We start from the raw sequence: 25769 nt of genomic DNA, 5'->3' as shown, positions 1-25769 counted from the left end.
ATGAAATACTATATCATAGCAGGGGAAGCTTCGGGCGACCTTCACGGGTCGAACCTGATCAGGGCGCTGATAAAGGCAGACCCTGAGGCCGATGTCCGCTGCTGGGGGGGTGATCTTATGGAGCAGGCCGGCGGAACCCTTGTAAAGCACTACAAGGAAATGGCCTTTATGGGCTTTGCAGAGGTATTGGCCAACATCCGCCAGATCTTTAAGAACATCACATTTTGCAAGGAAGACATAGATGCGTTTAAACCGGATGTGGTCATCTTTATAGATTTCTCCGGGTTCAACCTCAGGATCGCCTCCTGGGCCAAGGCTGAAGGGTGCCGGACGAATTACTATATCTCCCCCCAGGTCTGGGCCTCCAGGGAGGGAAGGGTAAGGAAGATCAAATCCTCTATAGATGATATGTATGTAATCCTCCCCTTCGAAAAATCATTCTACGAAGAAAAGCACGGGTTTCCCGTACACTACGTAGGGCACCCCTTGCTCGACGCCATCGAGGCCGGGGAGACCACAGATCCATCCGGCTTCAGGAAAAAACACGGGCTTTCGACAGAGAAGGACATCATTGCCCTTTTGCCGGGCAGCCGAAAACAGGAGGTGGAAAAGATGCTCTCCCTTATGTTGTCTGTGGTCCCCGTATTTCCCGATCACGAGTTTGTGATCGCCGGAGCACCCAGTCTGGACAACGATTTTTATGAAAAATTTACCGGGAACAGTCGGGTGCATTTCGTAACGGGCGAGACCTATGCCCTGCTCCAGTGTGCCCGGGCTGCACTGGTGACCAGTGGTACAGCCACGCTTGAGACCGCCCTTTTTAAAGTTCCCCAGGTGGTCTGCTACAAAGGCAGTTGGCTTTCCTATCAGATCGCCAGGCGCATCATCACCCTGAAATACATTTCCCTGGTGAACCTCATCATGGACAGGGAAGTGGTAACTGAACTCATACAGAACGATCTCACCCACCAGGCCCTGGTCACCGAATTAAAGGCGATCCTTTCTGGCCCGAAAAGGGATGCCGTACTGGCAGCCTATGAGAAGCTTGAGACCAAACTGGGCGGGGGCGGGGCCAGTGAAAAAGCGGCAGGGATGATCGTGGATTCCATCAAGACATAAACCCTCGCGGGATGTCTGCGGGACGACTTAATCCTGACAGACTGAATACCCACTTCAGAAATAATTTATAATTTTGATCACAAGGTGCCCCTTTTTACCGGCCTATGTGGAGAAAAAACCTTGTACTGTTGCTTTGCCTTGGAGCCTTGTCATGCGGGGTGGTGAAAAAGCGCACCACCTATGGCGCGGGGCGCACCATCACCGTGGAACCCGATGAGGCACTCACGGAAGTTCTGCGGGATTCCATCACTACTGACAGCACGGAGGCGGCCCTGGACCCCGATATCATCTCCCATAACAAATCCGAACAGATCATACAGACCGCCCTGACCTATGCCGGGGTCAAATACAAATACGGAGGTACCACCCGCAAGGGCATGGACTGTTCCGGCCTGATGTACGTCACCTTCCAGGAATACGACATCTACCTGCCCAGGGTCTCCTTCTACATGGCCAATGAGGGCCGGAAGATTCCTTTGGAGGAAGTGAGTAAAGGCGACCTGCTCTTCTTTACGACCTCCGATAGAAGGAAGCGCATCAATCACGTAGGCCTGGTGGTTGAAGTAGACGGAGATGACATCAAATTCATCCACTCCACCATTTCCCGGGGAGTGATCGTTTCCTCCCTCAAGGAAGGATACTGGAACTATGCTTTTGTGAAGGCCACCAGAATCCTGTGAGATGAACTTCCCGGATTTCATCTCCGTGAGGCTGTGCATCTCCTTTGTCGCCGGGATCACCCTGGGATGGATATTTCCTCAAGAACCTTCGGCTATCATGCTGCCCCTGGTTTTGAGTCTTGCAGCCTTGATCCTGACTTTTTTCTTTGAGAATTACAGAAGGGGAATCCTCTTCGGGATCGCCGTACTCTGTACCTCGACCTGCCTGGGGATCCTGTCCATCTCCCTTGCTCAGCCCAGGTTCAGTTCCGGGCATTATTCCCATTCCATGCTGGAGGGCGAAAACCTTTGGGACGTCAGGGTAAAGGACGTCCTGAAATCATCGGCTTTCTACAACCGCTATCTGCTGGAAGTAAAGGGCCTGAACGGACAACCCGCAGGCGGACTTCTCTTAGCCAAAGAAAAGAGACCCGCACCGACCCCTTTGGAGGTGGATGACTATCTCTGGATCCGGGGAGAAATCAAACCGGTACCATCCCCCTCCAATCCTTACGAATTTGCGTTTGACCAGTACATGGAGGTCATGGGGGTCTATGACCAGGTGACCCTGGAAAATGGGAGTTGCAAAAAAAGGGAATCTTCCGCACGCAGTATCCGCGGATTTGCCCGGAAAAGCAGGGAAAGCGCAGTCCGTGTCCTGGAAGCCACTTCCATGGGCCAAAAGGAAAGGGGGGTACTCCAGGCGATTCTCCTGGGGGAAAGGGACGATCTGGATCCGAAGGTCTACGGTCATTACAGGGACGCCGGGGCCGCCCATATCCTGGCCGTATCCGGCCTCCACATAGGGATTCTCTTGCTGATGATACGTGTATTGCTCAGTCCCCTTCACGCGCTCCGACATGGAAAGACCGCGGCCGCCGTTCTTTCTATCGTCCTTATCTGGGCCTATGCCCTGTTTACGGGACTCTCCCCTTCGGTGGTCAGGGCGGCAGCCATGTTCTCCTTCCTCTCCTATGGCCTGTATCTCAACAGGCCCACCAACACCATAAACCTACTGTCACTGTCCATGCTGGCCATCCTCCTGGTGCAACCCCGTTACCTTTTCCAGGTGGGGTTTCAGCTCAGCTACGGTGCCGTCCTGGCCATCGCCTGGATCTATCCCCTCCTGGTAATATCCTGGTGCCCGCGTTCCTTGTTCCTGAAAAAATGCTGGAAACTGGTGGCAGTAAGCCTGGCCGCCCAGATAGGGGTTTTGCCGTTGTGCCTCTATTATTTTCATCAATTCCCGGGGCTTTTCCTGCTTTCAGCCTTCCTCCTTATCCCCTTCCTGGGGCTTATCATTGGCGTTGGAATCGCGGTGGTCATCCTTGGAAGCCTCCAAACCCTGCCAGATATGCTTGCCCGAGTCTACGCCCAGATGATCCACGGTATGAATGAAATTGTCCGGGTCATAGCAGAACAGGAGGCTTTTGTGCTCCGTGAGATCCCGCTCGATAAGATCTCGCTTTTGTTGCTCTACCTGCTGCTGGCCTTTCTGGTCCTCAGTTTTCAAAAGCCGAGGAACCGGACCCTGTTATTCCTGGGAATCTCTGTACTTTGCCTGCAGGGGTGGACCTATTATCAGGTACAATCGAATTCCAGAAGGCAGGAGGTCCTCCTCCTGCACCGGGTCGCCCAGACGGGCATCCTGTTCCAGAATGGAAGGCAGTTACACCTCTATAGCGGGGATCTTAAGCCGCTGGAACCCATAGTTCGCAACTTTCAAATGTACAGGTATCTTGAAAGGCCTGTTTTCGGGGATATGCCAGTCTCCTTTACGATAGGGAGAGAACGATGGATCGTAGTGGACAGTACGGGAATCGTACCCCGTGTTTCAGGCCTTCCTTTAAACTTGATCCTTACCGGATCCCCTAAGGTACACCTGGGACGTATTCTGAAGGAGATAAAACCCCGGATAGTGGTCGCAGATGGCAGTAACTACCTCCAGTTCGTCGAAAGATGGAGAAAAACCTGCAAGGCCTATGGTATCCCTTTCTATGATACGGGAGCATCAGGGGCCCTTCCACTTCATTCCTTGTAGACAGCCTACCTGATCCCGTGCATCATCCGTTTCAGGGGCCTGTTCAGCAAGATGGAGACCAACCCCAGGGCTATACAAAGTACCGTAAAGATCCCGAAGAAGCTGCTTAGGGAATAGGTGGCGGTGATCTCGTCTATCATGCCTCCTAGGGTCCCGGCCAGCTTCTGGCCAATGGCTATGGCCAGGTACCAGATCCCAAACATAAAGCCGATCATCCTGGGAGGTACCAGCTTGCTCAGGTAGGACAGTCCGACCGGGGAAACACACAATTCCCCCATGGTGATCAGGAGGTAAGCTAAAATAAGATAGATCATGCTCACCGAAGCCGAAGCGGCTCCCTGTGGGATGCTCAGGGTCCCGAAAACGAGCACGGCAAACCCAAGGCCCTGCAGGATCAGGCCTATCCCGTACTTGTGTGCCGCGCTGGGATTGTACTTGCTCTCCCACCAGCGTGAGAACAAGGGTGCCAGGGTGATGATAAAGAAGGAGTTGAGGATGGCGAACCAGCTGGCCTCCACCTCATTCCCTGTCTGGGCGAACTTGTCGTACAGTCGGAATATCAGCAGCCCCCATACGCCAAGAAAAGCCATGGCAAGGGCCAGGTTGGAATAGGGAATGCGGTCAAAGGTCTTCTTGGACAAGAGGTAGAGCACCCAGGTGATGATCATCATGGGGACCGTGGTCAGCAAGGCATCTATGACCTTAAAGACCGTGGAAGCCGATCCCGTTAGCATACGGTCGGTATAATCCCGGGCGAAGATCGTCATCGTCCCCAGATTCTGTTCGAAGGTGGCAAAGAAGATCACCGTAAAAAGTCCGAAGATAGAGACCGCAAAGATGCGGTTCCTCACTACCCTGGTGTATCGTATGGTCCGCGATATGATCAGGATAAGGAAAAGAATAAGGGAGATGATGACCACTTCATAGGACCCTTCATACCCAAAAAGACTGAAATCCAGGATATTGATGTTTTCTATTTTTGAAAGGGGATCGTTGAAGAGATACAGCAACCCTCCGAGGGAGGACAACCCGATAAGGAGGTAATCGAACCAGGTGAAGGGATTCAGTTTTTCTTCCACTTCCTGCTCCTCTTTGCTGTCATTGACCTCAGAAGCTTTCAGGGGCTTATCCCCTATCTTCCCGAAAAGGCTCCCTGCCAGCCAGAACTGCATCATCCCGAAGAACATAAAGATACCGGCCAGACCAAAGCCCCAGGCCCAGCCGTAATTCTCGGCCAGGTATCCGCACAGCATCATCCCGAAGAAAGCCCCTGCATTCACACCCATATAGAATATAGTATACGCCCCGTCCTTCTTCGATTCCTTCCCCCGGTACATCTCTGAGATCACCGAGGTGATATTGGGCTTGAAAAACCCCGTTCCTATGACCAGGAGTGCCAGGCCCGTATACAGGCTCCAGACGGTTTCCAGGGCCATACAGGCATGTCCCAGGGTCATGACGGAACACCCGATAATAATAGCCGTTTTATACCCTGTAAACTTGTCTGCGATATAGCCTCCAAGGATAGGGGTAAGGTAGAGCAAGGAGGCGTAGGTTCCTATCAATGCCAGGGCGTGTTCCCTGGGCCACTCCCATCCGGGGTTGGTGTCGAGAATGGGGGCCGTCAGGAATAGCACCAGCAGTACCCGCATCCCGTAGAAGGAAAAACGCTCCCACATTTCCGTAAAGAAAAGTACGAACAGGCCAGCGGGATGGCCCAGCACTTTGTCCTTGAATAAATTTTCAATATCCGTATTCATCTTCCTTTTTTTTTGGTCGGTTTATTTTGGCCTATGCTTCATCCGGAGTAATGACGTGCTCATCGTCCTCAGCTCCATGGGTAAGGGTCTCCAGTTTTTTCCTGAACAACATCACCAGGAATCCGAAGACGATACAGAAAACGGCGATCCCTGTAAAGACCGCAAACTCCCCGTATTCCGAAGCGGATTCACCCAGCAAACCAGCCAGTTTATTGCCAAGACCGGTCATGGCAAAATAGATCCCCATCATAAAGGAAGCGTATTTCAGAGGCGCCAGTTTGGTGATATAAGACAGGGCCACAGGAGAAATACACAGCTCCCCAACCGTATGGAAGAGATAGGCCAGCACCAGCCAGTACATGGCAGAAGCTCCTTCGTTGTTGAATTCCACGGCTGCGGCAGACATGAAAAAGAATCCCGTACCCATGATGATCAGTCCGAGGATCATCTTGAACAGGCCCGTGGACAATTTCCCCTTGAGCTTGCGTCGGGCCCAGTAACCGGCTACAGAGGTTCCCAGGAAGATAATAAACATGGAATTGAGTGACTGGAACCAGGAAGCCGGAATCTCATTGCCGATAAAAGGCAAGGAGAAAGATAATACGCGGTCTGTTTTTTCGGAGGCATAGAGGTTCATCAACCCTCCGGCCTGCTCAAAAGCTCCCCAGAATATGATCACCAGGGCAAAAGAGATGAACAGTACGATCACCCGGTCCTTTTCGATCTTGGTCAGAGGACGGTTCATGGCCTCCTTCTCCAGGGTGTTTTCTGATTCCCCCAGGTAATTACCAACGTGTTTTAAATATTTCTGGCCCAGCAGGTATTGCAGCAATCCCAGTGCCATCCCGATCCCGGCCAGACCGAACCCGTAATGCCAGCCATAGACCTCACCTACAGTTCCTACAATAAGGCTTGAAAGGAATGCCCCCACGTTGATCCCTATATAAAAAATGGTAAACCCTTTGTCCCTGCGGATGTCTCCCTGCTTGTAAAGACCTCCTACCATAGTGGAAATATTGGGTTTTAGCAACCCCACTCCCGCGATGATGAAACCGAGGCCTGAATAGAATGCCCACATCTGTTCCACAGCCAGAACGCTGTGCCCGATCACCAGGAGGATACCCCCGTAGAGAACAGATTTTTTCTGCCCCAGGAATTTATCGGCTATCCAGCCCCCCGGAATAGAGGCTACGTAGACCAGCATGGTATACCAGCCGTAGAGGGCCAGGGCCTCTCCACTGGTCCATCCCAGTCCCGGATTGTCTTCCGTTGTCTTGGCCACCAGGTAGAGGACTAGTATTGCCCTCATTCCGTAATAGGAGAACCGCTCCCACATTTCGGTGAAGAACAGGATGTACAACCCTACGGGATGGCCGAAAAGCTGTTTTTGGGTAGGTAGTTTTGTCGTTGTTGCCATGATGATTGCTCAGTTTGTTTAGAGATTGTCTTTTATAAAATTGGTCATTTTGGTATATAGTTGCAGTCGGGTGTTCTCCCCGGAGATCCCGTGGTCCTTGTCTGGGTAGATGGCCCAGTCGAATTGCTTGTTGGCCTGCACCAGCTCCTCTATCATCCGCATCGTATTCTGCACGTGAACGTTGTCATCCCCCGAACCGTGGATGAGCAGGTAATCCCCCTTCAGCATGGCCGGATAGGTAAGCGGACTGTTATCGTCGTACCCATTGGGATTGTCCTGTGGTGTGCTCATATAGCGCTCCGTATAGATGGTGTCGTAAAACCTCCAGCTGGTCACCGGGGCCACAGCTATGGCCAATTCGAAGGTCTCATTGCCCTGGAGTATACAGTTGGAGGCCATAAAGCCCCCGTAACTCCAGCCCCAGATACCTGTGCGGTCTGCGTCGATCCAGGGGTATTCACTCAATTTCTCAGCTACCGCTATCTGGTCTTCCACCTCGTATTTTCCGAGTTCCAGATAGGTCATTTTCTTGAAATCCCGGCCTTTGTATCCGGTACCTCTCCCGTCTACGCAGGCCACCACGATCGCCTGCTGCGCCAGCATCTGGTGCCAGTAGTCGTTGCTCGCCCACCACCGGTTCGCCACTTGCTGGGATCCCGGGCCGCTGTACTGGAACAAGAAGAGGGGGTAGGTTTTGGAAGGATCAAAATCGGCCGGTTTGATCATCCACATGTTCAGATCGTACCCATTGATCTCTATGGTGGAAAATTCCTTGGGGCTGGTCTTGTAGCCCTTTAATCTTTCCCTGAGGGCCGAATTGTCGAGGATATCCCTGACCTTTTTCCCGTCTGAAGCCTTGTGCAGGGTATAGACATTGGGGGTATCGGAACTGGAAAAGGTGTTGATGAAGTAGGTGAAACTGGCACTGAAATCGGCACTGTTCGTACCCTCCCTTAGGGTAAGGCGCTTCTTGTTCTTCCCGTTGATCCCAATGCGGTAGACATCCCGGTTGATGGAGCCATTCTCCGTGCTCTGGTAGAAGATAGACCTGCTTCCCGGATCGTACCCGTAATACCGGGTCACTTCCCAGGGGCCCGAAGTGAGCTGCCTTTTCAGGCTCCCATCCGGGTTGTGGAGGTAGATATGGTTGTATCCGTCCCTTTCACTGGTCCAGATAAAACTGTCGTCTTCCAGGAAGGTAAGGTCATCGGTAATATCCAAATAGGCCTTGTCTTTTTCTTCCATTAAAAGGGAGACCGATCCCATATCGGCTTTTACGGTATACATCTTCAGGTGGTTCTGGGCCCGGTTAAGCGTGCGCACGCTCAGTTCATTTTTATTGTGTTTCCATAGGATACGGGGGATGTAATAGGAATCTGAAAGGTCGATCTGTCTCGTGGACGCATCCTGGAGGTTGTATAGGTGAAGGGTTACCTGGGAATTTTCCTCCCCGGCCTTGGGATACTTGAAACGGTTTTGGGTGGGGTACAGCCCTTCCCCATAGACGTCCATGGAAAACTCGGGCACCTCCCTTTCATCGAATCGGAGGAACGCCAGTACAGACCCGTCCGCATTCCATTCAAATGCCCGGACAAACCCGAATTCCTCCTCGTACACCCAGTCTGTGATCCCATTGATTATGGCATTCTTTTCCCCATCGGTCGTGATCCTGGTTGTGCTCCCATTGGTTAGATCGAGATAGTAGAGGTCATTTTCGAACATATAGGCCACTTTGGAACCATCCGGAGAAAGAGAGGGCGAGATAATTTTCTTGTCAGATATGCGAATAATGGTCTTATCCTCCACATTATAAATGTAGTAAATCCCCCTTTTGGAGCGCCTGAAGATCTTCTCCTCCTCTGTCGAGAGAAGGATCTTTCGCTCATCCTCGCTGAAGGAGTAGGAAGTGAAATAAGGGACGTCACTTTCCGGTGAGGCCACCAGAATGGTCTCGGTGAGCTCCAGGGTTTCGTAGGCGTATTTTTCGATGCGGACCTCATTCCGGGCTTTATCCTTACTGAGGATCGTATAATGCAATCCGTCCTTCATGGATTTTAGAGATTCCAGGGTCCGGGCAGTAAAGGCGCCGCCCCAGATCTCTTCCAGGGTCAGGTCTTTTTGCTGTGTAAAGGCATGGGGGGTTGCTGCGACGATAAGGAACAGCAAAAGGTATTTTTTCATTCGTAGGGTTTGTACGGATTCAAACCCTCAAGTTTACTAATTTTATCCCTAATAAAATAACTTTCACCCCTGCAAATGCCTTTTCAGAAAGCCCGGATCACAGATTTCCCGCCCTACCAGAAGGCATAAAGGATTGTCGCATTATCACTATCTTTGCCGGCATATAATCCGTTGCCATGCCCTTACCTATTGAAGGTTTTTCAAAGCTATCCAAGGAAGAAAAGATCCGTTGGATCGCAGAACAGTACACCGGAGATCCGGAGGCCAGTATTTCCCTGCTCAAGACCTACTGGAACGAGGACGAGCAGCTGCAGCAACTCCACGAGGAATTCATCGAGAATACCCTCACCAATTATTATCTCCCTTTTGGCATTGCCCCTAACTTCCTCATTGACGGACATCTCTATGCCATTCCCATGGCCATCGAAGAGAGCTCCGTGGTGGCCGCCGCCAGCAAGTCGGCCAAATTCTGGCTCACCCGGGGCGGTTTCAGGACCGAGGTACTGGGCACGGAAAAGATCGGGCAGGTGCATTTTATGTATGAGGGGGATGCCGGGAGGCTTCGGGAATTCATCTCCTCCATCACTCCGCTTTTCTTCGAGGAGACACGGCCCATTACCAAAAACATGGTCGCCCGGGGAGGAGGGATAAAGGAGATCGAGCTGCGTGACCGCACGGCCGACCTCGACCATTATTACCAGCTGCATTGCACCTTTGAGACCCTGGACGCCATGGGGGCCAATTTCATCAACTCCTGTCTCGAGCAATTTGCAAAAACCCTCAGGCGGGAAGCGGCGGTCACTAACATCCTGAAGGATCAGGAAAGGGACATAGAAGTGGTCATGAGCATCCTCTCCAACTATGTGCCCCGGTGCCTGGTGAGGGCCGAGGTGAGTTGCAAGGTGGAGGAACTGGGAACGGAAGCGGGGATCCCTCCGGAGGAATTCGCCAACAAACTGGTAAGGGCGGTCGCCATAGCCAATGCAGAACCATACAGGGCCGTGACCCACAACAAGGGGATCATGAATGGCATCGATGCCGTGGTCCTGGCCACCGGAAACGATTTCAGGGCGGTAGAGGCCGGCATCCACGCCTATGCCTCCCGGGAAGGTTCGTACAAAAGCCTCACACGGGCAGAGATCAGGGACGGGGTCTTCCGGTTCTGGATAGAGATTCCTATGGCCCTTGGGACGGTAGGCGGGCTCACCACCCTTCACCCCCTGGTAAAGCTCGCGCTTGAGATCCTGCAAAATCCGTCTGCTAAGAAACTCATGGGGATCGTAGCCGTGGCAGGCCTCGCCCAGAACTTTGCAGCGGTACAGTCGCTCGTGACCACCGGGATACAACAGGGGCACATGAAGATGCACCTGCTGAACATCCTCAACCAGATGGGTGCTACCGAAAGCGAGAAAACACAATTGGTAGAATATTTTAAAAAACACAGCGCCACGCACAACGCCGTGGTTGAAGCCCTCGAAAAACTCAGGGAATCCTCATAACCATGTCAGTATCCTTCAGAAGCCATGGCAAACTACTGCTCACCGGGGAATACGCCGTCCTCGATGGGGCGGAAGCCCTGGCCCTGCCCACCCGTTTCGGCCAGACGCTGACCGTAGAGGAAGGGGATACGCCCGGACTCGCCTGGAAGAGCCTGGACCATGAAGGCCGGGTCTGGTTCGAGGCACACTTCGAGGATTCGGAATTCGATAAGAACAGTGGCCATCCTTCCGGGAAAGATACCCGGAGCATCTTACTGGGTCTGCTCCGCGAAGCCCTCAGGGTCAATCCTGAATTCCGTTCCAAGATCTCTGGAAGAAGGGCCTTGAGCCGGCTGGAATTCCCCAGGGAGTGGGGCCTGGGCAGCAGCTCTACCCTGATCAGCAACCTCGCCCAATGGGCAGGGGCCGACCCCTATGTGCTTTTGTGGAACGCCTTTGGGGGCAGCGGGTACGACATTGCCTGTGCCAGGGCCGACGGACCCCTGACCTACCGTGTGCAAAATCAGGTGCCGGTCGCAGAGCCCGTTTTGTTCGACCCCCCTTTTAAAGACCATCTGTACTTCGTATACCTCAACCGCAAGCAAAACAGCAGGGAGGCCATCTCCGCTTACAAGAAGAATGGGGCAAAACAGGAGGGGTTCCTTCAGCGGGTCACAGAGATCACCCGTGCCGTTGCCAGATGCTCAGCTCAGGACGAATTCAACGCCCTGCTGAAAGAGCACGAAAGTCTCCTTGCCGGGGCCCTGCAGATGCAGCCTGTACAGGAGCAACTTTTCCCTGATTTTAAAGGGGTAGTAAAAAGCCTTGGGGCCTGGGGGGGCGATTTTGTACTCGCCTCCGGCAAAGGGGATATCCCTGCCTACTTTCGCAATAAAGGACTGGACACCATCCTGCCTTACAGAGATATGATCCTATAAATTAAAAACCCCGGCAAGAGCCGGGGTCATTTTTCAAAATAGGATTTCTTAATAGAAGACAGACCGGTTGTCTTCGATCTCAGCCTTCTCCTTCAGGGCATTCACCAGGGCATTGGCCACTCTGGCCGCAAGACCGGACTGGAGGCTGTTCGCATAGGTGGAGTAATTATCCAGTTCGGGAGCGTCTTCCCGCTTGGTAACCTCGAACATAAAGACCCCTGACTCCCCTTCGATCAGCTTTGAGGTCTGACCTGTCTCCATGGAGAATGCAGTCCCTACCACCAGGGGCTCTCTGCCGGCTCCTGGGATGGTGGGCGATTTCACGGTAAGGGCCGTTGCGGTAGACACCGTGGTGTTATTAGCGGAGGCGATTTCGGACATGGATTTCCCGGTATTGGCGGTCTTGATGCGCTCTGCTTTTTTCTTCTTCCTGAGAAGGGGCAGCACGGTAACAGAAGCGTCTTCCACATCCATCAGGCCTTCCTTGTACGTGGCGGTCAGCTGTACCACTGCATAGCCATCATTCACATCAAATCTGCGGATGTCCCCCAGTTTGGTATCGTCACTGAAGGCCCACTGTACGATCCTTCTCTGGGCACCCAGCCCAGGCAGGTTCTCATCCATGGCTTTCAGCCTGTTCACCGGCCTTACCACATAATCGTTCTCCTGGGCTACCTCGCTCAGGCTTTTATCTGAATCCACCGCAGCCATCTCAAATTTGGTGGCGTCGGTGAAAAGGGAATTTACGGTCTCATCAGAAGGTTCAATATCCCGGGTAAGGGTGGCGAGTTGCACCAGGTCCCTCTTCTCATCGACCTTAACGATATGGAAACCGAATTCGGTCTCCACCAGTCCGATGTACCCCACCGGGTTGCCAAAGGCAAAATCATTGAATTTAGGGGTCATGACCCCTTCCTGGAAGTACCCGAGATCTCCTCCCCTCGGGGCAGATGGCCCGTCTGAATTATCCCTGGCCAGCTGTGCAAAACCAGCGTTGGGCTCCAGGGCCTTTTTCAGGACCTCATCGGCCTTCGTTTTGGCCCTCTCTTTGGTCCTCGTAACAGACGGATTGGCTCGCTCAGCTCCTGCATAGGTGATGAGGATATGGCTGGCCTTTACAGAGCCATTGGGCTTCTTAGCCATCATCCTGGAGACCTTAAAGACATCCCCATCCCGATATGGACCAAAGAGTTCTCCATCCCCAAGGGCCATTAAGGAATCGGCAAAGTTTGCAGGTAGTTCTGCCTTGGCTTTAAAGATACTGTCGTATTTCGCATCCGAATGTCTGGACAGGAATGCCTCCACGTCTTTGGTATTCCTGAATCCGGCAATGGTATCCGTCTTATCCTTGTCTGCTGAATATTCCACAGCGTCATCCAGCAGGGCGGTGATGGCAGACTTGGTCTCCTCCACGTCCTTTTCTGAAGGACCTTCCTCGAAATAGACGAACTGTATGTCCCTGGACCTTTCCTGGGTGTATTTCTTTTCGTTCTCTTTGATATAGGCCTCTATCTCCTTCTTGGTGACCGTGATGGTGCTGTCCGGGATTGAGGTGTAGGGTACCCGGACATATCGGATATCGACCTTGTTGTTGGCCAGCTTGTAATCCAGTTCCCCTTCCTTGAGGGTAGCACCCATCCCCGCGCGGACGAGGTTAAAGTAGGCCTGTTGCTTGGCATTTTCGATGATGGCCTGCTCATCCTGCAGCCAGTCCTGGTATTGGGTAGGTGCATTCACCTTCAGTTCCAGGATGAATTCCCTGAACCTTCGCTCGTCAAAATTCCCATTCTCATCCACGAATTGGGGGTTCTGGGCCAGGCCCGGACTGTTTTTGATGATCTCAATGATCTGGTCCTGTTCAATGTCGATTCCCAGGGCCGAGATCTGCTGATCAAGGAGGGTATTCCTTTCCAGCTGGGTCCAGATGCTGTTGACCAATTGCATGGAAGAGACATTCTGCCCGCTGGTACGGGTAGCCCTTTCAAGTTGCTGTCTGAATACATCGATGGAAATTTCCTCTCCATTGATCTCCCCTACTGAGGAGCCTACTTTTCCGCCGGAGAGACCATTGCTCGTAAAGATCCCGGAGATCACAAATGCAAAAAGCGCCATCCCGATGATCAGGATCAGTACCGTGGTCCGTTTCCGTATATTCTCTAAAATTGCCATTTATCTAGATTGTTTGAAATCAGTGGGCGAAATTACCATTTTCCCTTTAATAATAAAAGTTAAAGAAGGGCGAACTGCAAGGGGTTGTAGACTAGCTGTTTTCTGATACCTCGAGGGTCACCAGATCGATCTTGGTACTGGATACTTCCAGGACGGTGAAGAGGTAATCCCCTATCCTGATCTTGCTGTCCTTTTCGGGGATCTCACCAGTTTCGTGGACGATGAGTCCGCCCAGGGTCTCGAACTCCTCCGTATCCGGGAGCTCCAGTTTATAGGTCTCGTTGATGTAATCCACTTCGAGGCGGGCCGAGAATTTAAAGGTCTTTTCATCGATCTGCTCCTCGTGCAGGTCCGTAGTGTCGTGTTCGTCCTCTATCTCCCCGAAGAGTTCCTCCACAATGTCCTCAACCGTCATGACACCGGAGGTACCTCCGTACTCATCGAGGACCACGGCCATGCTTTTCCGCTTCTTGGTCAGGATTTTCAGGATCTCATGGATAAGCATGGTCTCCGGCACAAACTCCACCGGTAGCAGGATGCTTTTGATGGTCTTTGGCTTTTTAAAGAGCTCGTAGGAATGGATATAGCCGATTATATTGTCTATGGTGTCTTTGTATACCAGGATCTTGGAGTACCCGGTCTCTGAGAACAACCTGGTGAGGGCTTTGGGTGTTTCATGCAGTTCCACTGCGGTGATCTCTGTGCGGGGCACCATCACCTCCCGGGCTTTGACCGCCGAGAACTCCAGGGCATTCTGGAAGATCTGTATCTCGGAATCGAGGTCGTCATCCTCTTCCACGGCCTCCATCTGTTCTGTGATGTAATCCCCCAGTTCTACCTTGCTGAAGGCCAGCTGCACTTCATCACCCCGGGTCTTGAAAAAGGCTCTCAGGATAATGTCGGATACCTTGATGATGAATTCCGATACAGGCGAAAAAACTGCATAAAAGAGATAGGCGGGGATGGCCAGGACCTTGAGCAGGGTGTTCGCGTAGATCTGGAAAAAGACCTTGGGCAGGAATTCCGCCGTGATCAGGATGATCAGGGTAGAAATGATGGTCTGAGACAGCAGGCTGAAATCCGTAAGGGCCAGTTGTACAAATCGGTAGGAGGACGGGAGCATCTGCTGGAACCATCCCATTAAAAGGTCTCCCATATAAAAACCATAGACCACCAGGGCGATATTGTTTCCAATAAGCATGGTGGCAATGAATTTTGAAGGCTTGCGGGTGAGGCGCGAGAGAACTTCCGCCAGGAAACCCCTTTGTTTCTTCTCGATCTCTATGTGGATCTTATTGGCAGAAACGAAAGCGATCTCCATGCCCGAAAAGAAGGCGGAGAGGATCAGGCAGATGATGATAATGGGTATGGCGTTCTCCAAAGCTATTTGTTGTTATCTCGCTTTCTCTTCTCGAACCTCTTTCGGTAATTCCTCCTGAAGATGAACATCCCCAGGGAAACCACAGCAAAGAAGATGAAGATATAGGTGCCCTGACGGTCTGTTTCCCACAATTGCCCTATCTTATAGATAGATATCAGCGCCACGGCCAGGTAGAGGTATTCTGTGAATCTCAAGATCTTGATCATGTTTCGTCTTCTTTAATCGATATGTACCCATACGTCCTGTGGGCCTTAAAATAAGTGAAATCCCGGTTAAAATCCATTCCTTCCCCATCCATGATGGTGCCGTCCTCAGGATTGGTATATGTGAACTTTTCCTGAGTAAAGATCCATTCATCTTCGCGGTCCCAGTACAGCTGGGGGGTCTCCAGTTTCTTCCCCTCGTGGGTCTCTATCACCACGTTGCCGCGCAGGTCTATGATATTGGTCTGGGAATAGATGATCCCGTAATCCGCCTTTATTGTGCTTTTATTGTTGTCCTGATCGTAATATTCCAGTACCAGCCCCTGAGGGAAGGTCCTATACTTGAAGACCATGTTTTCGTAATCCTCACTCAGGGGACTTCTCAGAACGGCGATCACACGGGAGGATCCCTTGTCTTCGCTTTCCAGTTCGCCCGTGGTCTCCGTATAGGTGAGCTCAAAATTCTGGGCCACCCCCTGGGGGTAGATCAGGATCTGCCTTTCATCCCCTACCCGCTTATAGGTGTCCTGACAGCCGTAAAAAAAGATTGCCACAGTAAAAACCATGGCAATTGTCTTTGCTATTTTGGAACTCCCCTGTATCATCCTTACAGGCTGGGGACTGTCACGCTGCCGCCTACCCAGCATTTGAAGGCCAGGGTCTTACCGGCCATACCGGAATTAAAGATATCGGTCTTGGAAGGAGCTTTGGCATCATAACTGGCTGCAGCCTGGGAAGCGCGGTCACTCAGGGCCGGGTCTACCCTTCCAGCCTTGCGAGCCATCTCGGCAGCCTTCCAGTAAATAGCGCGTTTCTCAAAAGGGGTATCCCCGCATTCATTCGCACTGGAGGCATAGAGGCTGGCGATCAGCAGGTAGGCGTTACCGTTAGACGGGTTGGCATCTATCGCTTTCTGAGCATAGCTCCTTGAGGTCGATTTACTGGTATTCCTGTAGCTGGTCGCGATCTTGTAGGCGATGTTGGACTTCTTCCTGGGATTGGTCTCCAGTTCAAGCGCCTTGTTAAAGTCGGCTATAGCCCCGCTGTTATCCCCTGATTTCTTCTTGAGGGTTCCACCATAGACATAAGCATCTGCAGATGGATCCAGTTTCAACTGGGCCTCGAAGAGTTTGCGGAACATGGGATCATCGGTACATTCCTTGCTGAACATCCTGCCCACGGCTCGTTTCACCCAGGTGACGTCTCCTTTCCTTTCCTCGAAGTTCCTCTGATAGAGGGGAATAAGGTTCTCGCAATCTGCAAGGGCACCCAGTTTGGAATCCACACTGGAAGCGATCTTACCGTAGGATTCGGAATTGGTGGTCGCCACTCTAAGACTTCTTTTTTCTTTGGAAGTGAGGGTTCCTGCATCTTCTTTGGGAAGCAGAGCCGTGATCTCATCAGTGAGTTGGGCGTTCTCCTCTTCTATCTTTTCGGTAACGTCATCATAGGTATTGAAAACGTCCTGTAGGTCTTTTTTACCTGCGTTGTAGAGGTCCACCAGACTCGAAAAATAAAGGTATAGAGCTTTAGGGTTCTTGAAATTGGCACGGTCTTCCTTAAAGGCTTTGTCGAGCGAATTGAAGATCTCCTCATCGGAGGCCATTTTATTATCGTACTTCAAAAGAATAATATCGATGGCCACCATAGCGGTAGGAAAGCTTTCAGGAAAGTATTTTTTGCTGTCGGTATAGACGTTCATCAATTCTTTGATAAAACCGTCTTTTTCAGCCCCGGTGCTATTCTCTATCTTGTGTTGCAGGATTCTTTCCCCATAGGAGAAATTAGCCTTGTTGATATCCGGACACGCGGTATAGACCAGTTTCCAGGGCCCATAGGCAGCGTCGTAATTCTTAACTTTTGCGTGCTCTGCGTAAATGGATAGGTTGGTCATGCATTCGGCATTTTGCCCCTGTCCTAAACTTATGCCTGTTAAGCCCAAAAAGGCGAACATCATTAAGTAAAGTTCCTTTTTCATCATGTTGCGTTTTAAAGCGGTTAATGTACTAATTTTTTATTAATTTATTTTCCTTTTTTGGAACCATCTGTCATTGAATGAGACACCTACGTTCACCCCGAAATACTTTTCCTCTATCAGGTCTGCCGCAGTGGTTCCCCTTTTCCCCCATTCAAATCCGAGGTTGAGGTTGGAGAAACTTCCCCCCAGCGGTAAGCCTAATCCAAAAGTTATGCCAAAGTTCTGGATCTCCTTTTCGTTAACCACGATCCCGGTATAATCATATCTCACCCCGGCCCGGTAGGTCACCCTTTTAAAGTAGCTGTCAAATGAAGCAAAGTCCGGGATGTAGAAGGCTCCCATGGCGTAGCTCCTGGCATCGGTGTACTCCTGGTTCTGTATCCTGAGGAAGCGGTTCTCGAAACTGCTAAGTTGCTGGAAGCTGTATTCTGCTCCGAGGAACCATTTTTTATCCTCCCCGAAACCCAACCCGAAGGTGGCGATGGTGGGGATCTTGAGTTCGGTATTCTTCAATCCCTGTTGGGCGAGGTTTACCTCGAGTTCTTCTATGGTCCTGCCGGTGGTCAGGGAAAACGAATTGATGGTCTGGTTGTTCTCCGAGACCAGGTTCACCTGGGTGTTGATCACGGCGGAGGTAAAAAGGGTGTATTTGTCCTTGATCTTTGGGGTATAGGTAAGGCCGTAGACAAAGTCATAGCCCCCCACATCGGAGATCTGGGTTTCCCTGGTGCCGTATTGTAATCCTTCTACTCTCTGGGTCTTGGTGTTCCTGAGCGTACCGAAATTGAAGTTCACGGAAGCTCCCAGGTTCAGATTGCGGGCCACTTCAAAGCCAAGGGAGAAGAACACCTGGTTGATCCCCCCTTCTCCGGAATAGAGGTTGGTTTCCTCGTTCCCGTTGGCATTAGTCCTTTCCTGGAGCACATCGTAGCCTACAGAGGAAAACGGCCGCAGCCCAAAGCCCGCAGCGACCTTAGGGCTTATGGGGAACCCTATGGCGAGGTATTCCAGGTTGGTCACCGAGGATTTCTCCCGTTCCGTAAAACTGTTCAGGGAGATCTCCGTATGGCTGAGCCCGGCCGTATAGGTGGTGAGCTTCAGTTTACCATAACCGGCTGGATTTTTGAGGGTAAGGTGAATGCTGTCCGTGTAAAGGCTGAGTCCGCCCATCATCCGGTTCTCGATGGTGCTGCCCGACCGTAGGTCGCCCACCCCGAAGTAGGAGTAAGGAGATACGGTTCCATTTTGGCCGTACACCCCCATGGCTGTCAGGCATAAAATGGCGAAACCTATCTTTCTGATCATTTAGTGTTTGTTGTAGTCGAGCAAATAATTCAAGCCCTCAAGAAGAAAATTAGAGTTGGCAAATATGGTATTTTTTAACCGATTCGACAAAAATTGCCCGTCGCCCCCTGTTAAAATAACTGTTAAATGTTCGAAACGGCTCCTGTATTCGGAGATCACTCCGTCTATCTCATTGGAGATCCCATAGATTACGCCGCTGTGTATACTCTTTTCCGTGGTATTGCCGATGAGCTCTACAAAGGGGCTGGGGTCTAGCATAGGAAGCCTGGCGGTCTGCTCGTGCAGTGCCCGGTAACGCATCCTGAGTCCGGGAGAGATGGCCCCTCCCAGATACTCCCCGTAATCGTTTACCATATCGTAGGTAATACAGGTCCCTGCATCGATCACCAGTACATTGGAATTGGGGTAGGTGTAAAAGGCTGCCGTGGCCAGGGCGATGCGGTCTACCCCGAGGGTGGCCGGACTGGCATAGGAATTTTTAAAGGGAACGGAAGAAACGGAAGTGAGCAGCTCCACCTTGCAGAAGATGGAGAGCACATCCAGTTCCCTTTTGCTCAGGGAACCCACTGAGGCTACCAGGGCGTGGGCGATATCCGGGAACTTGGAAAAGATATCCTTTACGGTCTTGTGGAAGCCGTCTGCATCGGTAGTGGAATGGAACAAAAGGTCCTGTTTCCTGAATACCGCCAGTTTGGTGGAGGTGTTCCCAGCATCGATCACGAGGTTCATATTGCAAAGATTGCAAATTGGAAAAAAAGAAGGGGCTTTTTTTCCTTTTTTATTGGTAGTTCCTAAATTTGAAATTATATTTGCCCCCGCCTTAACGGCATGGTACCTTAGCTCTCCCGATATCCCGATAGCTATCGGGAGGGAGGTAGAGCAACGGACTGAACCCCGATAGTTAGCGGGGTGTGTGTCCTAAGGTCCTTAGAGCGTTAAGCTCAGTAGAAATTTTGACATCTTGGTACCTTAGCTCAGTTGGTAGAGCAACGGACTGAAAATCCGTGTGTCCCTGGTTCGATTCCTGGAGGTACCACTTAAAGCGCCAAAACCCGCTCCGAATGGAGCGGGTTTTTTGTTTCCGGATCGCGTCTTGAGCTTGCTTATGTAAGCGAAACGGAAACAAAAACCAGCCGCCCGTGGGGCGGCGAGGGTTTTGGCATTTTCAGTTGGGGGACCAAAGGAACAGCGACCCCGAAGTAGAGCGAAGCTCACTTCGGGGTAAGCTAATCCTGGAAGGGAAAAGGAAATTCCAAATACTCTGATATGGGCTTGTTAAGTCCGTTAACGTCTTTCGGCAGTCAAGTTTCTGATAAAGAGAATCGCATATTCACTAATTTAGGGATGGTTTCGACCTTCATCACGATCGTTTCCCAAAGTTCTTACTGATGGAATACAAGCATACCCAATACTGCTACCCCGTGGTTCTCTTAACCCTGGCTGTTCTGCTCCTCTTCGTATGGATGTACATCACAGCAGCCGCAGAACCTCCCTCCTATGATTCAGGCAACAACCTGGCCGTGACTGTAGCCATGATACTCATCCTCCTCTTCCTTTCATCCTTTGTGTCCTTTACTGTGATGATCGATGGGAATTATGCGTGCATTACATTTGGCTTGGGCCTGAGCCGGAAGAAGTTTTTGCTGAGGGAGATAGCAGCCGTTAAAACAGTACAGAACTCCTGGCACAGGGGGTGGGGAAGTCGGATCTGGTCTCAGCCCAGGACGTGGTTGTACGCTGTTACCTGCGCCAATACTGTGGAACTGACATTTAAAAATGGTAAAACCTACAGGATTGGCTCTGATGAACCTAAAATTTTGGAGCGAAACATCCTCCATTCTATTTCATAACCTCAAAAGGGTTCACCCAATTAGACCTGCACTATTATTTCGGTGTTACCAAGTACTTTAGGGATTTTAACCCTGTCCCTTGAAAGACTCCGATCACAATTCATTTGAATCGCTCCTGTCTGCGTCACAGGCCGATATCCTAAAGAAGTACACCCACTATTTGGAAGGCCTGCGCATGAGCCCGTCTACTGTCACAACCTACCGTAGCTTTATTGTCTTCCTCCTGCTTTTCTGGAAGGAACGCCCCCTTTCTGAACTGGACAACCCGGCGGTACAGCGCTTTATTGAAGTGGTGGTAAAGCGCAGGAAATACGGCATCAGTACCCACCGACAGCTGGTTAGTGCGCTTAAACACTTTGGCGACCGATTCCTGGAAAGCGGGATAGAACCCGAGGTTCTCAAGAGGCCCAAGCGCAGCCGGATCCTGCCCAATGTGCTGAGCAAGGAAGAGGTCATTGACCTGCTGAGAGCCACTTATAACCTCAAACACCGAATGGTCCTTGCCCTCCTCTATTCCTGTGGCCTCCGGATCAGCGAGGTGCTGGAACTTCGGATCGCAAACATCGATATCGACCGCCGGCAGGTGGTCATCCTTAATTCCAAGGGCCGCAAAGACCGATACGTGGTTCTGGCAGAAAGCACGGTGCCACTGCTGATCAATTATATCAGCAGTTACCGGCCCAGGAATTACCTTTTCAACGGTACGGACCATGGACCTTACAGCAGCACAAGTATCCGTGCGTTCCTAAAACGCTCCTGCCGCCGGGCCGGGATCCGAAAGCGGGTCACCCCCCACACCCTACGCCACTCCTACGCCACCCATCTGATTGAGAATGGGGTGAACCTGCGAATCGTTCAGGAGCTTTTAGGCCACTCAAAGCCAGAGACCACCATGGTGTATACCCACGTGGCCAAAAAGGACCTGCTGGCCGTCCGCAGCCCTTTGGACACCACCCTCCTTGAGCTCCGCTCTTCAGATAAAAATCTATTGAACCAATCCCTTTCCGGGAATCTAAACGGATAAAATGCTATTTTAGATCACATATAACCAGTTGTGCTTCATTATAACCAACCGCTAACCAATGATAAAATTCTTTAGAAAAATTCGCCAAAACTTACTTATTGAAAACAAAACTGGAAAGTATTTGAAATATGCTATTGGAGAAATTGTTCTTGTGGTCATAGGTTTTTTAATTGCATTATCTATTAATAATTGGAACGAGGAAAAAAAAGAAAAAAAAGAATTAAATCAATATTTATCAAGTCTAAAAGAAAACATAAAAGAAGATATTCAAGTATTAGATTCTCTCATTAAAAGAAGAGAACTTATAATAAATCGCAGTAAAAAAGAACAGCTTAATTTTTTAAATAAGACATTTAATTTTGATGATACACGATGGGCGTTATCTTCTTATGTAGACTTTTATCTTCAACCCAACACCAGTGCATATGATGCTTTAAAAAACTCACCATATCTAGGAAAACTAAATGGTACTGATCTAAACAATTTAATTATCGACTATTATGCTAAAACGTACCAAATAAAAGAAGCAGAAAAAAGTTATAATGAATTTTTAGAAAATTTAGAGGCAAAACAGGCATATGACATAGATAGAACATTAGTAATGGCATATATTTGGATGGACACTGAACAATTAAAAAGCACAAAAACGACTCAGGAAGAAATTGAAAATGTATTTAAAAAGATGCATCATTCTGTGGCATTTAGAAATATTGTAAGTCAAGCCGTAAATCAGGAAAAGGGCATTTTAGTACCCTATAAAGAAGCTAAGTTAATTGGATTGAATATAATTTCCGAAATAGATAAAATTGTAGAAGCTAAATAAAAGTCTTTATTAAAATTGATTAAAAAAATAACGAAAGCACAACACCGTGTATAATTAATTGCTAGGTCACTGCCGACTTACGAACATTCCTGCGGAATATTCTATCTGTGATTTATTTGCTAAATTAATTGCTTAACCACGCAACTAACCATACACAAAACCGTTGGGCTACATTAATTGAATTGACTTTGCTACTTCATGAGTTGGAAAAAACACTTAATAAACCGATACTATTTGGTTGGCGCTATTCTGTTAGTTATCAATTTACCCCTATTTATAGCGAAGTGGCTCATTAATGAGAATTACATCAGCTGGGCTTGGGGCGTTTGTCTTCTTTTGGGTGCTATTTTCATGTTTTTGGGGTATAGCCAAGAAAAGAAAGACAAGTTGCTTAAATCAAAAAGCAGTTCGTAACGATAGCCCAACAACGGCTATGGTTCATCGCCCTCCAGGGTCTGGGTTTATTTGCTATTTTAGGGATTAACAAAAACAAAACGGAAGGCTGGCGCCCCCAGGCGCCAAACCATAGCCGGAACAGTTATGCAAAATGTTAGAAACGAAACCGAACGCCATTAGAACTGTTGGGGGAATTATCATCGCGATTTCTGTGATGATGATTTTCAGTAACTCACTGTTTGTCATTTTTGGATCAGATTTTGACGAACCAAATTCAACCTCTGGATTCGATCCATTCAACTACTTTAATGTGTTGGGTTATGCCTTTATTTTCATTGGAGTTGCTTTATTTATTGGAGGTGTGTTTCTTTTGAAATTTAAATTATGGGCAAATAGACTTTTAACCGCAGTGGCTGGCCTTGCAGGAACGGCAATACTTATAATATTCCTAGTCATTGCGTATATAATGCCATCTGAACCTTCTATTGCATTAATTTTTAAAATTGCATTCTCCTTCTTCGCATTCCTGGCGGCAATTCCATTTGTTTTATTAATTAGGTTTCTAAATCGAGAAAGGATTTTAAAACACTTTGCATAACAACGGCTATGGTTCATCGCCCTCAGAGGTCTGGGATTATTTGCTATTTTAGGGATTAACAAAAACAAGACGGAAAGGCTGGCGCTTCCAGGCGCCAAACCATAGCCGAGACCGTTGGGCTACATTAATTGAATTGACTTTGCTACTTCATGAGTTGGAAAAAACACTTAATAAACCGATACTATTTGGTTGGCGCTATTCTGTTAGTTATCAATTTACCCCTATTTATAGCGAAGTGGCTCATTAATGAGAATTACATCAGCTGGGCTTGGGGTGTTTGTCTTCTTTTGGGTGCTATTTTCATGTTTTTGGGGTATAGCCAAGAAAAGAAAGACAAGTTGCTTAAATCAAAAAGCAGTTCGTAACGATAGCCCAACAACGGCTATGGTTCATCGCCCCCTTAGGTCCGGGATTATTTGCTATTTTAGGGATAAACAAAACAAGACGGAAAGGCTGGCGCCTCCAGGCGCCAAACCATAGCCGGAACCGTTAGGTGTAATTCAAAAAACTATGCAAAGTTGTGAGAACTGTAAACAGAAGTTTTCATTTGGTCAGATCTATAAGTCTTTTCTAATTGGATATAAACCGCTAGTATGCAAGAATTGTAAGACCAAATATGAACACACTTTTAAAAATAGGTGGATTGGGGCAGGTTCTGTAGGACTTGGTGTATTTTTTGGAGGAATCTCTCAGTTTTATTTTGAGCCAAGTTCGGGCTATAAATTGATGGTCGGGATTATTGTTACCATCTTTACAGTGTCTCTTATTAGTGCCATTTGTGTGTCATTTATGACATTTGAAAGAGAAGAAAAAAAGAACTACACCTAACAACGCCTATGGTTCATCGCCCTCAGAGGTCTGGGTTTATTTGCTATTTTAGGGACTAACAAAAACAATACGGAGGGCTCGGGCGTCCAGGCGCCAAACCATAGCCGAGACCGTTAGCTACAATTTTTAAATGAACTTAAAGTGTTTTTACATTTTAGTCTTCTTTTACCTTCCCTCACAATATTCATTGGCGAACAGCCCTCAAGTTCCAGATTATCTCATTTACCAAAACGATACAATTCCCACATATAATCTCCTTGTTGAACAATACTTACAAAAGATAAAAGGTGATAATGGGAAGCTGTTCAATATGAATTTTAGAAACTCTATTGATGGAAGATTGGGAGGCTCTCTAAATTGTTGGAGGGGCTATCAAGCTATTTACGAAATTGAAAATGATAGCTTATTCGTAAATAATATCATTGAATGTCACTCTTTAGCAGGTACAGTTAAGGATAAACCCAAAAGTTATCTTTCAGAAATATTTGGTGAAAAAGTAAAAAATGAAAGAGTTTTTTTGGATTGGTTTACGGGCAAAATCAGTTTTCCAACTGTAAGAGATGATAATTTAATTCTTCGTTGGGATGGAGTTTTCGAAAAAATTTATCATTACGAAATGGTAATTGATATTGATCAAGGAAAAATAATCGAATTAAATGATGAAGAAAATTACATCGACCTGGAAAATGGCATAAATCGGTTAAAGAAGGATACAATTAGTACTATTCTTTTTGAGCAATTGAGAAATTCTCGATTGAAAAAAAATAACAAATTTGATTGTTCCGACGAGTATTTAATTACAATTCTGGAGGATGGCAAAGTTGGTGAAATACGTATGGCATGGACCGATCAACAGATAAAAGAATTTTTTACTAAGAGAGAATATAATTATTGTATCAGTTTGTTGACAAAGTCATTATCAAAATTACAGTTCGATATAATAAAAAGAAAGGGTGAACCTCTTCAAGAAACTATCCTTTTAGAGATATGGCTAAATGATGACGGATCAATCGAAAACTGGACAAACTAAAAACAGTAGCTAACAACGGCTATGGTTCATCGCCCTCCAGGGTCTGGGATTATTTGCTATTTTAGGGATTAACAAAACAATACGGAAAGGCTGGCGCCTCCAGGCCCCAAACCATAGCCGGAACCGTTATATGCCATTTAAGACTTTAGACATATTAAGATTTACAATATGAAAAATAATACCTTAATCTACATCTTAAGCTTAATCCTTCTTGCCATTTGTATTGTTCTTTTACAATACGCCCCTGAGTCAAATAGGGCTAGTACTGTAGCTGGTTTGGTATGCGCTGTAGGGCTGGCTTTGAATCTTTTTGTATTCTTTAGGAAAGAGAAAAACTAAAACGTCATATAACAACGGCTATGGTTCATCGCCTTTCAGGGTCTGGGATTATTTGCTATTTTAGGGATTAACAAAAACAAGACGGAAAGGCTGGCGCCCTCAGGCGCCAAACCATAGCCGGAACCGTTGTACCACATTTAAGAATATGAAGAAATTTATAATTCCCATCTTACTTTTATCGAGCTTTATTATCTCAGCGCAAACTCAAAAAGTCTTTCGAGTTAACATTTTAAATCCTGGAGCCGAAATTGA

21 protein-coding genes and 1 tRNA gene are annotated in these 25769 nt (G+C 48.8%); 12 read left to right on the top strand and 10 right to left on the bottom strand.

The window, feature by feature from the left end:
* From lpxB to GWK09_RS14045, 3 genes are all read left to right on the top strand, one after another.
* Positions 1 to 1119, top strand: coding sequence for a lipid-A-disaccharide synthase (gene lpxB / locus GWK09_RS14055; RefSeq protein WP_163694104.1), 1119 nt, complete (start codon positions 1 to 3; stop codon positions 1117 to 1119).
* A gap of 104 nt (positions 1120 to 1223) precedes the next feature.
* The gene (locus GWK09_RS14050; protein ID WP_163694103.1) at positions 1224 to 1799 is read left to right on the top strand and encodes a C40 family peptidase; all 576 of its coding nucleotides are present in this window, start codon (positions 1224 to 1226) and stop codon (positions 1797 to 1799) included.
* Between the two features lies 1 nt (position 1800).
* Positions 1801 to 3819 carry a ComEC/Rec2 family competence protein gene (locus GWK09_RS14045; RefSeq protein WP_163694102.1) on the top strand — a complete coding sequence of 673 codons (2019 nt, stop codon included), beginning with the start codon at positions 1801 to 1803 and terminating at the stop codon, positions 3817 to 3819.
* A gap of 5 nt (positions 3820 to 3824) precedes the next feature.
* Here GWK09_RS14045 and GWK09_RS14040 read toward each other — a convergent pair whose 3' ends face one another.
* The 3 genes from GWK09_RS14040 to GWK09_RS14030 are packed head-to-tail and all read right to left on the bottom strand — an operon-like array spanning position 3825 to position 9177.
* On the bottom strand, positions 3825 to 5579 hold the full coding sequence (locus GWK09_RS14040; protein WP_163694101.1) for a peptide MFS transporter: 1755 nt from the start codon (positions 5577 to 5579) through the stop codon (positions 3825 to 3827).
* Positions 5580 to 5610: 31 nt separating this feature from the next.
* Positions 5611 to 6996: a peptide MFS transporter gene (locus GWK09_RS14035; protein WP_163694100.1), complete on the bottom strand. Its 1386-nt coding sequence runs from the start codon at positions 6994 to 6996 to the stop codon at positions 5611 to 5613.
* 18 nt (positions 6997 to 7014) lie between these two features.
* Positions 7015 to 9177: a S9 family peptidase gene (locus tag GWK09_RS14030; RefSeq protein WP_163694099.1), complete on the bottom strand. Its 2163-nt coding sequence runs from the start codon at positions 9175 to 9177 to the stop codon at positions 7015 to 7017.
* Positions 9178 to 9353: 176 nt separating this feature from the next.
* Between GWK09_RS14030 and GWK09_RS14025 the strand changes: the two genes are divergently transcribed.
* Together GWK09_RS14025 and GWK09_RS14020 are read left to right on the top strand one after the other, a co-directional pair.
* Positions 9354 to 10676, top strand: a complete 1323-nt coding sequence (locus tag GWK09_RS14025) for a hydroxymethylglutaryl-CoA reductase, degradative (RefSeq protein WP_163694098.1) — start codon at positions 9354 to 9356, stop codon at positions 10674 to 10676.
* A 2-nt stretch (positions 10677 to 10678) separates the two neighbouring features.
* Positions 10679 to 11593 (top strand): GYDIA family GHMP kinase, encoded by a 915-nt coding sequence (locus tag GWK09_RS14020; RefSeq protein WP_163694097.1) that lies wholly within the window; start codon positions 10679 to 10681, stop codon positions 11591 to 11593.
* A 48-nt stretch (positions 11594 to 11641) separates the two neighbouring features.
* On the opposite strand, the gene GWK09_RS14015 is transcribed toward GWK09_RS14020, so the two are convergent.
* The 7 genes from GWK09_RS14015 to GWK09_RS13985 all read right to left on the bottom strand — a co-directional run bounded on the left by GWK09_RS14015 (position 11642) and on the right by GWK09_RS13985 (position 19358).
* Positions 11642 to 13762 carry a peptidylprolyl isomerase gene (locus tag GWK09_RS14015; protein ID WP_163694096.1) on the bottom strand — a complete coding sequence of 707 codons (2121 nt, stop codon included), beginning with the start codon at positions 13760 to 13762 and terminating at the stop codon, positions 11642 to 11644.
* Positions 13763 to 13853: 91 nt separating this feature from the next.
* Entirely contained in the window at positions 13854 to 15143 is a 1290-nt protein-coding gene (locus GWK09_RS14010) for a hemolysin family protein (protein WP_163694095.1), read from the bottom strand.
* Positions 15144 to 15145: 2 nt separating this feature from the next.
* Positions 15146 to 15349: a hypothetical protein gene (locus GWK09_RS14005; protein ID WP_163694094.1), complete on the bottom strand. Its 204-nt coding sequence runs from the start codon at positions 15347 to 15349 to the stop codon at positions 15146 to 15148.
* Positions 15346 to 15912 (bottom strand): LPS export ABC transporter periplasmic protein LptC, encoded by a 567-nt coding sequence (gene lptC / locus GWK09_RS14000; RefSeq protein WP_239530957.1) that lies wholly within the window; start codon positions 15910 to 15912, stop codon positions 15346 to 15348. The genes GWK09_RS14005 and lptC overlap by 4 nt, the downstream gene beginning before the upstream one ends.
* 41 nt (positions 15913 to 15953) lie before the next feature.
* On the bottom strand, positions 15954 to 17324 hold the full coding sequence (locus GWK09_RS13995) for a hypothetical protein (protein WP_204260477.1): 1371 nt from the start codon (positions 17322 to 17324) through the stop codon (positions 15954 to 15956).
* A 39-nt stretch (positions 17325 to 17363) separates the two neighbouring features.
* Positions 17364 to 18629, bottom strand: coding sequence for a porin family protein (locus GWK09_RS13990; protein WP_163694092.1), 1266 nt, complete (start codon positions 18627 to 18629; stop codon positions 17364 to 17366).
* The gene (locus tag GWK09_RS13985) at positions 18630 to 19358 is read right to left on the bottom strand and encodes a type III pantothenate kinase (protein WP_163694091.1); all 729 of its coding nucleotides are present in this window, start codon (positions 19356 to 19358) and stop codon (positions 18630 to 18632) included.
* Positions 19359 to 19592: 234 nt separating this feature from the next.
* Here GWK09_RS13985 and GWK09_RS13980 point away from each other — a divergent pair.
* The 7 genes from GWK09_RS13980 (at position 19593) to GWK09_RS13950 (ending at position 25178) form a co-directional block, all read left to right on the top strand.
* Positions 19593 to 19665 (top strand) — tRNA-Phe (locus tag GWK09_RS13980).
* A gap of 352 nt (positions 19666 to 20017) precedes the next feature.
* Positions 20018 to 20479 (top strand): hypothetical protein, encoded by a 462-nt coding sequence (locus GWK09_RS13975; protein WP_163694090.1) that lies wholly within the window; start codon positions 20018 to 20020, stop codon positions 20477 to 20479.
* A 79-nt stretch (positions 20480 to 20558) separates the two neighbouring features.
* Positions 20559 to 21503, top strand: coding sequence for a site-specific tyrosine recombinase/integron integrase (gene xerA / locus GWK09_RS13970; protein WP_163694089.1), 945 nt, complete (start codon positions 20559 to 20561; stop codon positions 21501 to 21503).
* Positions 21504 to 21561: 58 nt separating this feature from the next.
* Positions 21562 to 22326 (top strand): DUF6090 family protein, encoded by a 765-nt coding sequence (locus tag GWK09_RS13965; protein ID WP_163694088.1) that lies wholly within the window; start codon positions 21562 to 21564, stop codon positions 22324 to 22326.
* 547 nt (positions 22327 to 22873) lie between these two features.
* Positions 22874 to 23320: a hypothetical protein gene (locus GWK09_RS13960; RefSeq protein ID WP_163694087.1), complete on the top strand. Its 447-nt coding sequence runs from the start codon at positions 22874 to 22876 to the stop codon at positions 23318 to 23320.
* Positions 23321 to 23830: 510 nt separating this feature from the next.
* The gene (locus GWK09_RS15145) at positions 23831 to 24148 is read left to right on the top strand and encodes a TIGR04104 family putative zinc finger protein (protein WP_163694086.1); all 318 of its coding nucleotides are present in this window, start codon (positions 23831 to 23833) and stop codon (positions 24146 to 24148) included.
* Positions 24149 to 24458: 310 nt separating this feature from the next.
* A complete protein-coding gene (locus tag GWK09_RS13950) occupies positions 24459 to 25178 on the top strand; it encodes a hypothetical protein (protein ID WP_163694085.1) in 720 nt (239 codons plus the stop codon).
* Positions 25179 to 25769 lie beyond the last annotated feature (591 nt).

It is taken from the genome of Muriicola jejuensis, from assembly GCF_010671595.1.
GTDB classification, from domain to species: Bacteria; Bacteroidota; Bacteroidia; order Flavobacteriales; family Flavobacteriaceae; genus Muriicola; species Muriicola jejuensis.
The sequence above is the reverse complement of the archived record's forward strand: the minus strand, read 5'-3'. Positions and strand labels throughout refer to the sequence as shown.

Bases quoted from the DNA above. Each gene is read 5' to 3' on its own strand.
- lpxB (WP_163694104.1), top strand. From the start codon at position 1: ATGAAATACTATATCATAGCAGGGGAAGCTTCGGGCGACCTTCACGGG.
- GWK09_RS14050 (WP_163694103.1), top strand. From the start codon at position 1,224: ATGTGGAGAAAAAACCTTGTACTGTTGCTTTGCCTTGGAGCCTTGTCA.
- GWK09_RS14045 (WP_163694102.1), top strand. From the start codon at position 1,801: ATGAACTTCCCGGATTTCATCTCCGTGAGGCTGTGCATCTCCTTTGTC.
- GWK09_RS14040 (WP_163694101.1), bottom strand. From the start codon at position 5,579: ATGAATACGGATATTGAAAATTTATTCAAGGACAAAGTGCTGGGCCAT.
- GWK09_RS14035 (WP_163694100.1), bottom strand. From the start codon at position 6,996: ATGGCAACAACGACAAAACTACCTACCCAAAAACAGCTTTTCGGCCAT.
- GWK09_RS14030 (WP_163694099.1), bottom strand. From the start codon at position 9,177: ATGAAAAAATACCTTTTGCTGTTCCTTATCGTCGCAGCAACCCCCCAT.
- GWK09_RS14025 (WP_163694098.1), top strand. From the start codon at position 9,354: ATGCCCTTACCTATTGAAGGTTTTTCAAAGCTATCCAAGGAAGAAAAG.
- GWK09_RS14020 (WP_163694097.1), top strand. From the start codon at position 10,679: ATGTCAGTATCCTTCAGAAGCCATGGCAAACTACTGCTCACCGGGGAA.
- GWK09_RS14015 (WP_163694096.1), bottom strand. From the start codon at position 13,762: ATGGCAATTTTAGAGAATATACGGAAACGGACCACGGTACTGATCCTG.
- GWK09_RS14005 (WP_163694094.1), bottom strand. From the start codon at position 15,349: ATGATCAAGATCTTGAGATTCACAGAATACCTCTACCTGGCCGTGGCG.
- lptC (WP_239530957.1), bottom strand. From the start codon at position 15,912: ATGGTTTTTACTGTGGCAATCTTTTTTTACGGCTGTCAGGACACCTAT.
- GWK09_RS13995 (WP_204260477.1), bottom strand. From the start codon at position 17,324: ATGAAAAAGGAACTTTACTTAATGATGTTCGCCTTTTTGGGCTTAACA.
- GWK09_RS13990 (WP_163694092.1), bottom strand. From the start codon at position 18,629: ATGATCAGAAAGATAGGTTTCGCCATTTTATGCCTGACAGCCATGGGG.
- GWK09_RS13985 (WP_163694091.1), bottom strand. From the start codon at position 19,358: ATGAACCTCGTGATCGATGCTGGGAACACCTCCACCAAACTGGCGGTA.
- GWK09_RS13975 (WP_163694090.1), top strand. From the start codon at position 20,018: ATGGAATACAAGCATACCCAATACTGCTACCCCGTGGTTCTCTTAACC.
- GWK09_RS13965 (WP_163694088.1), top strand. From the start codon at position 21,562: ATGATAAAATTCTTTAGAAAAATTCGCCAAAACTTACTTATTGAAAAC.
- GWK09_RS13960 (WP_163694087.1), top strand. From the start codon at position 22,874: ATGTTAGAAACGAAACCGAACGCCATTAGAACTGTTGGGGGAATTATC.
- GWK09_RS15145 (WP_163694086.1), top strand. From the start codon at position 23,831: ATGCAAAGTTGTGAGAACTGTAAACAGAAGTTTTCATTTGGTCAGATC.
- GWK09_RS13950 (WP_163694085.1), top strand. From the start codon at position 24,459: ATGAATTTTAGAAACTCTATTGATGGAAGATTGGGAGGCTCTCTAAAT.